Source organism: Sphaerisporangium flaviroseum, from assembly GCF_039537005.1.
GTDB classification, from domain to species: Bacteria; Actinomycetota; Actinomycetes; order Streptosporangiales; family Streptosporangiaceae; genus Sphaerisporangium; species Sphaerisporangium flaviroseum.
Genome location: NZ_BAAAZR010000063.1, coordinates 188,956 through 197,169, shown reverse-complemented (window position 1 = coordinate 197,169; position 8,214 = coordinate 188,956). Strand labels below are relative to the sequence as shown.

8 protein-coding genes are annotated in these 8,214 nt (G+C 71.5%); 2 read left to right on the top strand and 6 right to left on the bottom strand.

What is annotated here, in order from left to right; translation table 11 throughout:
• Positions 1–767, bottom strand: a 767-nt coding sequence (locus ABD810_RS40115; protein ID WP_344953501.1) for an ATP-binding cassette domain-containing protein, incomplete at its 3' end; no start/stop codon positions are given.
• 3 nt (positions 768–770) lie between these two features.
• Entirely contained in the window at positions 771–1,814 is a 1,044-nt protein-coding gene (locus ABD810_RS40110) for a BMP family ABC transporter substrate-binding protein (RefSeq protein ID WP_344953499.1), read from the bottom strand.
• Between the two features lie 298 nt (positions 1,815–2,112).
• Between ABD810_RS40110 and ABD810_RS40105 the strand changes: the two genes are divergently transcribed.
• Positions 2,113–3,456, top strand: coding sequence for a lanthionine synthetase LanC family protein (locus ABD810_RS40105; protein WP_344953497.1), 1,344 nt, complete (start codon positions 2,113–2,115; stop codon positions 3,454–3,456).
• A gap of 34 nt (positions 3,457–3,490) precedes the next feature.
• On the opposite strand, the gene ABD810_RS40100 is transcribed toward ABD810_RS40105, so the two are convergent.
• From ABD810_RS40100 to ABD810_RS40085, 4 genes are all read right to left on the bottom strand, one after another.
• Positions 3,491–4,885, bottom strand: coding sequence for a sensor histidine kinase (locus tag ABD810_RS40100; protein ID WP_344953493.1), 1,395 nt, complete (start codon positions 4,883–4,885; stop codon positions 3,491–3,493).
• Between the two features lie 73 nt (positions 4,886–4,958).
• On the bottom strand, positions 4,959–5,114 hold the full coding sequence (locus tag ABD810_RS40095; RefSeq protein WP_344953490.1) for a hypothetical protein: 156 nt from the start codon (positions 5,112–5,114) through the stop codon (positions 4,959–4,961).
• 146 nt (positions 5,115–5,260) lie between these two features.
• On the bottom strand, positions 5,261–6,370 hold the full coding sequence (locus ABD810_RS40090; protein ID WP_344953486.1) for an ABC transporter ATP-binding protein: 1,110 nt from the start codon (positions 6,368–6,370) through the stop codon (positions 5,261–5,263).
• Positions 6,367–7,131 carry an ABC transporter permease gene (locus ABD810_RS40085; protein WP_344953483.1) on the bottom strand — a complete coding sequence of 255 codons (765 nt, stop codon included), beginning with the start codon at positions 7,129–7,131 and terminating at the stop codon, positions 6,367–6,369. Before ABD810_RS40085 ends, ABD810_RS40090 begins: the two co-directional genes overlap by 4 nt.
• 260 nt (positions 7,132–7,391) lie before the next feature.
• On the opposite strand from ABD810_RS40085, the gene ABD810_RS40080 reads away from it, so the two are divergent.
• Positions 7,392–8,147, top strand: coding sequence for a DUF1206 domain-containing protein (locus tag ABD810_RS40080; protein ID WP_344953480.1), 756 nt, complete (start codon positions 7,392–7,394; stop codon positions 8,145–8,147).
• Positions 8,148–8,214: the final 67 nt, after the last annotated feature.

Here is an 8,214-nt window from a genome sequence, read left to right as displayed (position 1 = left end):
GTTCCGGCCGGGAGGGCCAGGGATCGGCCGATCATGGCCCGGACGAGCTCGTCGGCCGTCGTCTGCGCGGTGGCGAAGCGGCCGGTGACCCGGCCCTGCCGCAGCACCGTCACCCGGTCGCCGACGGCCAGCACCTCGCCCAGCTTGTGCGTGACCAGGACCACGGAGGCCCCGGTGCCCGTCACGGTGCGCAGGACCTCGAACAGGCGGCCGGCCTCACCGGGGGTCAGCACGGCCGTCGGCTCGTCCAGGATCAGGATCCGCGCCCTGCGGTAGAGCGCCTTGAGGATCTCGACGCGCTGGCGGACGCCGACGGGGAGCCCGCCCACCCGCGCCGAGGGGTCGACCCGCAGGCCGTACCGCTCGCCGAGCCGCTCGACCTCCTGCCGGGCCGCCGCGTGGTCGAGGACGCCGCGCCGCCAGAACCCGCGGCCGGTCGGCTCGGCGCCGATCACGACGTTCTCCGCCACGGTCAGCTCGGGGAACAGCCGGAAGCGCTGGTGCACCATGCCCAGCCCGTGGGCGATGGCGTCGGCGGGGGAGCGCAGGCGCACCGGCTCGCCCTCCAGCACGACCTGCCCGGAGTCGGGCCGGAGCAGCCCGAACAACACCGACATCAGCGTGGACTTGCCGGCCCCGTTCTCGCCCACCACGGCGTGCACCTCGCCGCGCGCGATCGCCAGGTCGACGGCGTCGTTCGCCAGGACGGACCCGAACCGCTTGGTGATGCCCACGAGCTCGGCGGCGTGCGGGACGGAGGCGGTCATCGCCTAGCCCGCCAGCGGGTCGGCGACCGTGATCTTGCCGGAGACGATGTCGTCGCGGACCTGCTTGACCTTGGTCACGGCCTCCGGGTTCTGGGCGATGGTGCACTGGGAGGAGGCCAGGTCGTCCTGCAGCGCCGTCACCCCCACGCCGTTCTCGGCCAGGCCGTAGACCTTGACCCCTCCGGCCTTGCCCGCGGCGACCTCCTTGATGGCGGCGGCTTCGGCGACGTCCACGTGCTTGAGGATGTTGTCGACGATGTTGCCCGGGCTGAGGGCGCACTGGTTCACGTCCACCCCGAAGGACTTGGCCTTCCCGGCCGCGACGGCCTCGAAGACGCCGGGGTTGCCTCCGGACGCCGCCGCCGCGACGATGTCGACCCCACGGCCGATCAGGGTCTGGGCCTGCGACTTGGCGCGCGCGGGGTCGCTGAAGGGGTTGTTCCCGCCGACGTAGAGCGGCGTGCCTTCGGCCTTGGGGTTGACCGACTTGGCGCCGGCGAAGAACGGGTCGATCCACCGGTGGATGAAGGGGCTGTCGAGCGCCGCGACCACCCCGAGCCCGCCGGTCGAGGTGACCAGCCCGGCCTCGACTCCGGCCAGGTAGGCGGCCTCGTGCTCCTTGAACGAGACGCACGACAGGTTGGGCGCGGCCGTCTTGGCGCAGGAGTCGACCTGGAGGAACTGCTGGCCCGGGTGCTGCTTCGGCAGGGTGTTGAACAGGTCGTCGAAGGAGAAGCTGATCCCGACGATGATGGTGGGCTTCGCCCGTACGGCCGCGTCGAGGTTCTGGGCGATGCTGGTGGGGTCCTTGCTCTCGTACAGCTTGAAGCTCGCGCCGATCTCCTTGGCCGCCGACTCGGCGCCCTTGACGCCCAACTGCAGGAAGCTGTTGGTGCCGACCGGGTTGGGTGTGATCAGGATGATGGATTTCCCTGAGGAGGCCGCGCCGCCGTCGCCGGCGGGGGCGCCGCCCCCGCAGGCGGCGAGAGCCAGCGAGAGGGCCGCGCTTGTCGCGATGAGTGCGGTGGTCCGTTGGATCGTTCGCATGACCGTGTCGCCGTCTCCTTGATCTGGGCAGGACAAATCCACCTATCGGGACAGAACCCTACGGCAGGGCAGCATATCTACCCATTCCCGAGCTACAAAGCGGGTTCTCGCGGGGACGTGCGCGCACGCGAATGTGCCGGTCACGGTGCGGGCTGAACACCCCGGGGAGGCGGCGCGTATGAGATTGTTCTGTTGCGACGACGACGGAGTCGGCCGCACGCTGTGATCGGATGCCTTGCAATTGCCTAGTTTCCCTACCAGATTCATAGGTATAAGCTGGGTGCGCAGAGGAGGCGACATGAGCCCGGACCGGAGCCACCCGTCATGGCCATCAGCCGAGACGCCCCGCACGGCCGCGGTCATGGCGGGGCGCTGGATCCGGTCGGCCGCGGTCGACGACGAGCGAGGGCGCCACTGGCGGCCCAACCCCGATCCCCGGCGCGACTCCGCAGGGTCGGGCAGGCCGGGCTCGCTGTACGCCGGAGCCGCGGGCATCGTGCTGTTCTTCCTGGAGCTCGCGGCGGCGACCGGCCAGGAGACCTATCTGGAGGACGCCAGGGCGGGCGCGCGCTACCTCGCCGCCACCTGGCGCGCCGAGACCGACCTCTCGCTCTACGACGGCGTCGCCGGCATGGTGTTCGCGCTGGCCGAGGTGGGGTGGGCGACCGGTGACGAGCGGTTCGAGGTCGCGGCCAGGGCCGGAGCCGACCACATCGTCCGCAGCCTCCGCAGGACCGACAAGGGCGTCGGATGGACGGGCGACCCGGCCCAGCGGGGGGACGGGGGGATCATCCTCGGCCTGCTGCACGCCGCCGGCATCCTCGGCGTCTCGACGTACGGGGAGATCGCCGTCGAGGCCGGGACACGCGCCGCCGACCACGTCGTGCCCGGCCACAGGTTCGGCGAGGAAGGTCTCCCGGACCTTCCTGTCGACGCCGTCACACCCGGTTTCCTCTCCGGCACGGCCGGCACCGCCTTCCTGCTCGCTCGGCTGTACGGCGTGACGCGCGACCGGCGGTTCCTCGACGCCGCACGCAGGGGAGCCGACTTCGTCCGCACGGTCAGCACCGTGGCCGAGGGGCACGTGCTGGTGCCGCACCACGTGCCCCAGGGCCGCCGGTTGCACTACCTCGGGCTGTGCTCCGGATCCGCCGGGGTGGCCCGCATGTTCTACGAGCTCTACCGGGTGACCGGTGACGTGGGTGACCTCGACTGGGTCCAGCGGCTCGCCGCGGGCATCATGTGCAGCGGGGTCCCTGGCAGCCGGACCCCCGGGTTCTGGAACGTGGCCTGCCAGTGCTGCGGCGCCGCGGGCCTGCTGGAGCTGTTCATCGGGCTCTGGGCCGCCACCGGCGAGCGACCCTACCTCGACTTCGCCCGGACCCTCGGAGACGACCTGGTCGGCCGCGCCACCACGCATGACGGCGCGGGGTTCCGCTGGTACCAGGCCTACCGCCGGCTGCGGCCGTGGGAGGTGACGGCCGACACCGGTTACATGATCGGCGCGGCCGGCATCGGCTCGGCGCTCCTGCACCTGGACGCCGCCGAGCCGACCGGTCAGGCGCGGCGGCTGATCCTGCTCCCCGACAATCCCTTCCCCGCCATCCCGGTGCCGGCCTCGGAGCTGCGCCGATCGCAGTGAGGGTGGCCCGGCCCCCGCGTGCGGGCCGGGGGCGTCAGCACCCCTGGTCCGACAGCGTGGCCAGGGGCAGCCGCAGGATGAAACGCGCGCCCCGCTCGCTCGGTTCGAGCGTGAGCGTTCCGCCGCTGATCTCGGCGATCTGCCGGGCGATCGGCAGGCCGAGCCCGGTGCCGCCGGCGTCCTTGCTGCGCGCGGCGTCCAACCGGGTGAACCGCTGGAAGACGATCTCGCGCTTGTCCGGCGCGATACCGGCTCCGTCGTCCCTCACCTCCAGGACCGCCGCGCCGCCGGGGAAGCGCGGGTCTCCCGAGGGGCCGCCCGGCCGCTTGTAGACGCTCACGGTGATCGAGGAGTCGGCGTGCCGCGCGGCGTTGTCCATCAGGTTGGTGAACAGGCGCGCCAGCCGCAGACGGTCACCGATCACGCACACCCCGGGCTCCACCTCGCGCTTGATCTTCAGGGTCGAATGGCGGCGGTTCAGCTCCGAGTCCACCAGGTGGGACAGGCCGACCGGCTCCAGGATTCCCGGCGCCCCGGCGTCGAGCCGAGCGATCATCAGCAGGTCGGAGACGATGGCCTGGAGCCGGTCCAGGCTGGTGAGCAGGGAGTCACCCAGCACCTTCACGTCGCTGCGCTCAGGCGCCAGCATGGCGTCCTCCACCTCGGCGCGCATGGCGGTGATCGGGCTGCGCAGGTCGTGGGAGGCGTCGGAGGCGAACTGCCGCTGTTGCTCCATCGCCCCCTGCAGCCGGTCGAGGGTGTGGTTCACGCTCTCGGCCAGGCCGTGCAGCTCGTCCCGCCCGGGCGGCACCGGCACCCGGCGCTCCGGGCAGGTGGCGTTGATCTCGTCCAGTTCGGACCGCATCGTGTCCACCGGCTCTAGCGCCCGTCCGACGATCCGGTGGCTTCCGTAGGTGATCACCGTGGTGAGGAAGACCGCGCCGAGGATCAGCATCCCCGCCAGCTTGGGATGGACCAGATGCGGGATCACCGGTGCGGCGCTGTAGACGATCCACGCCTCCCCGAAGCGCTGGACCCGCCGGGCCACCACGATGTCGCACTCGTCACGGGGAAAGACGCCGCCGCACACGATCGAGGTCTCGATGGTCTTGCCGTCGGGCGGCATGAAGCCGGCCATCCGGGGCTTGCCCTGAAGGCCGGGGGAGGCGGCGGCGACCTTCCCCTGGGGATCGACGACCTGCAGGTTGCGTATCTGGCCGTGGGGCAGCGGGTTGGAGAGGGGGCCTCGCTGGAGCGTGTAGGCGACGCGGTCACCCGCCGAGCCGATCTGCTTGGTGAGATATTCGGTCGCGAGGCGGTTGATGGCCACCAGCAGGACGGTGCCGAGCAGCACGGAGAGCAGCGCCGCCACTATGCCGGCGAACAGCGTGATACGGGCCCGGACCGACCACTGGTGCCAGAATCTCACCCTTTCGCCCCCTGAAGACCAGTCGACCACACAGACCGTGGGTGCTCGTCAACCGGGGGCGGGGGAGGCTCGCTCAGTCGGCGGGACGGGGGGAACCGGCATCGTTCGCCGGCCTGGTGAGCGATCGGACCGCCTCGGTGAGGTGGGCCACCTGAAGCTCGAGGGTGTGCACCCGAGCCTCCAGTTCGACGGAGCTGGGGGGCTGGTATGCGGCGATCTGCCTGGCCATAGGCGACCGATCCCTTCCGTGGTGGTCAGTACGCGGGCATGGGGAGACGCGGGGGTGTTCGTCGCGATCCCGGCCCCTTACCTCTGCCCACACAGCTGGACGGCAAGCACAAACGGCTCTATTAGGCTACGTGACTTTGCCGTGAGTTACCTTGGTCCGCCGCCGTACGGCGCGTCCCGGTCCTCGCAGCCGCCGGCCGGCGCCGCATAGGCGTGCGTTTCGGTCGTCCTGACCGACGCCCACACCTTCTGCCCCAGGGAAAGCCCGAGTTCGGCGGCCGCGGCGGGCATGAGGTCGGCGGCCGCGGTGATGGGGCCGTCCAGACGCACGCGGACGTGCCCGCCCTGCCGTTCGAGGCCCTCGACGGTGCCCTGCCAGGTGTTCCGTGGCCGCCCCTCCGGCCGGATCGGGCAGAGGGCCACCGCCGAGGGCGGGAACGCGAGGAAGACCGGGCCGCTCAGGTTCTCGGCCACGCTGAACGTGAGCGGCCCGCCCGTGACCCGGCCCGCGGGCGGTCCTTCGACCGACACCTCGTGCCCCCGGGCGCGGCCGCGGTAGAGGTTGAGCCCGGCGAAGCGGGCGATGTAGCCGGTGCGCGGGTGGCGGGCCACCTCGGAAGGCGTGCCCTCCTGGACCAGGACGCCGTCCTCGATCACGATGAGCCGCTCGGCCAGCGCCATGGCGTCCAGCGGATCATGGGTGACCAGGATGGCGGCGCCGCCGAAGCCGGACAGGTGGTCGCCGAGCGCGGTGCGCATCGTCAGGCGGGCCTGGGCGTCCAGGGCGTCCAGCGGCTCGTCCAGGAGCAGCACGCGGGGCCGTACGGCCAGCGAGCGGGCCAGTGCCGCCCGCTGCGCCTGCTCGCAGGACAGCTCCGCGGGCCTGCGTCGCCGATGCTCGCCAAGGCCCAGGTCCTGGAGCCAGATGGCGGCCGCACGCCGGGCCTCGGCCCTGCTCGCTCCCCGGCACCACGGCCCGAAGGCGACGTTGTCCAGCACGTTCATGTGCGGGAACAGCAGGTGGTCCCGGAACACCATGCCGATGGGCCGCTGCTCGGCCGGGCGGGCGTGCACCGCCGCGCCGTCGACCAGGATGTGCCCGCCCGAGGGCGGTGTGAGGCCGGCGATGACCCTGAGGGCCGTGGTCTTGCCGGCGCCGTTCGGCCCGAGCAGCGCCACGACCTGCCCGGGGGCGACGCGGATCCTGACGTCGAGCCGGAAGCGGGCGTGCTCGGCGACCAGGTGGGCGTCCATCATGCGGCGGCCACCCAGCGGCCACGCAGGCAGGCGAGGATGGCCACGGACGCCACGAGAAGCACGAGGCTCAGCGCGATCGCGGCTTCGGGGTCGGTCTCCAGGGCGAGGGCCACCGCCAGCGGCATGGTCTGCGTCCGACCCGGGAGGTTCCCGGCGAAGGTGACGGTCGCTCCGAACTCGCCCAGGGCTCGCGCCCAGCACAGCACGGCTCCCAAGGCGATTCCCGGCGCCACCAGGGGGAGGGTCACGTGGCGGAAGACGGTCCAGCGCGAGGCGCCAAGGGTGGTCGCGGCCTCCTCCAGGCGCGGGCCGCAGGATCGCAGCGCGCTCTCGACGCTGATGACCAGGAAGGGCAGCGCCACGAAGGCCTCGGCGAGGACGACCGCCGTGGTGGTGAACGGCGGTGTGACGCCGAAGATCGCCTCCAGCCAGGTGCCGACCAGCCCGTCGCGGCCCAGCGCCAGCAGCAGGGCCACGCCGCCGACCACCGGGGGGAGCACCAGCGGCACCGTCACCACCGCTCTGACCAGCCGCCTTCCCCGGAACGCCACGCGGGCCAGCATCCAGGCCAGCGGTACCCCCATCAGCACGCACCCCACGGTGGCGAGCGAGGAGGTCCACAGCGAGAGCCGCAGCGCCGCGAGGACGTGGGGCTGGGCGAGGCGGGTGGCGAGCGCCGGCCACGGAGCGCGGACCACCAGCGCGGTCAGCGGAAGGACCAGGAACGCGAGCCCGGCCGCCGCGGGCACCAGCAAGATCATGGGTATGCCGGAAGCCCCGTCTGGGAGCACGTGGCGGCTGATGCCCTTCGGTCTTCGCCGAGTGGTTGTAAATACCCTCATGTCGCCTTCCTCCCCGTGATACCGCTTCGGGATTCCAAGGCCGCGCAGGCGATCAGCGGGTTTAGTCGGCCCGCAAATGTGTAGAGAGAGGATGAATCGAAAGGAGCGAGCCCATGAACTCCGTGGCCTCAGCCGGTCACCAAGCGCAGGGTGCCGCCCGTCAAGCGACAAACAGCCGGATGTTCGATCGGCTGGCACGGTTCGGGATGGCGTGCCGGGGCGTCATGTACGCCCTGATCGGCATCCTGGCGCTGCAGATCGCCTTCGGGGGCGGGGGTAAAGAGGCGGACAAGACCGGCGCCGTGCGCACGGTCGCCGAACAGCCCTTCGGCACGGTCCTGCTCTGGTTGCTCGCCGTCGGTTTCGTCGCGCTGGCCCTATGGCAACTCTCCGAAGCCCTGATGGGCGGACTGAAGACCAAGGACAGGGTCGAGGCGGCCGCGCACACCGCCTTCTACGCGCTGGCCGTCGGCACCATCCTGAGCTTCCTTCTGCATGGCACCACCGGCAAGTCGACCGACTCGCAGTCCAAGGACCTGACCGCCACCGTGATGGAATGGCCCGGCGGGCAGTTCATCGTCGGCCTCGTCGGCCTCATCGTCATCGCGATCGGTCTCTACTGGATCTACGAGGGCGTGAAGAAGAAGTTCCTGGAACACCTGCGTACCGGTGAGATGTCGCCCAAGGCCCGCGGCGTCGTGGAGAAGCTCGGCATGGCCGGGTACTGCGCGCGTGGCGTGATCGCCGTGGCGGCGGGCATCTTCCTGATCAACGCGGCGATCTCCTTCAGCGCCAAGGAGGCCAAGGGGATCGACTCCACCCTCCGGGCGTTCGCCGACACCCCGTTCGGCCCGTGGCTGCTGGTCGTGGTGGCCCTCGGCCTGATCCTGTTCGCCGTCTACTGCTTCTGCGAGGCTCGCTGGCGCAGGACCTGACCTCCTTTCGAGACCACGTCGAGACGGACCCGGGCGGACGCCCGGGTCCGTCTTCATGCGCGTCTTC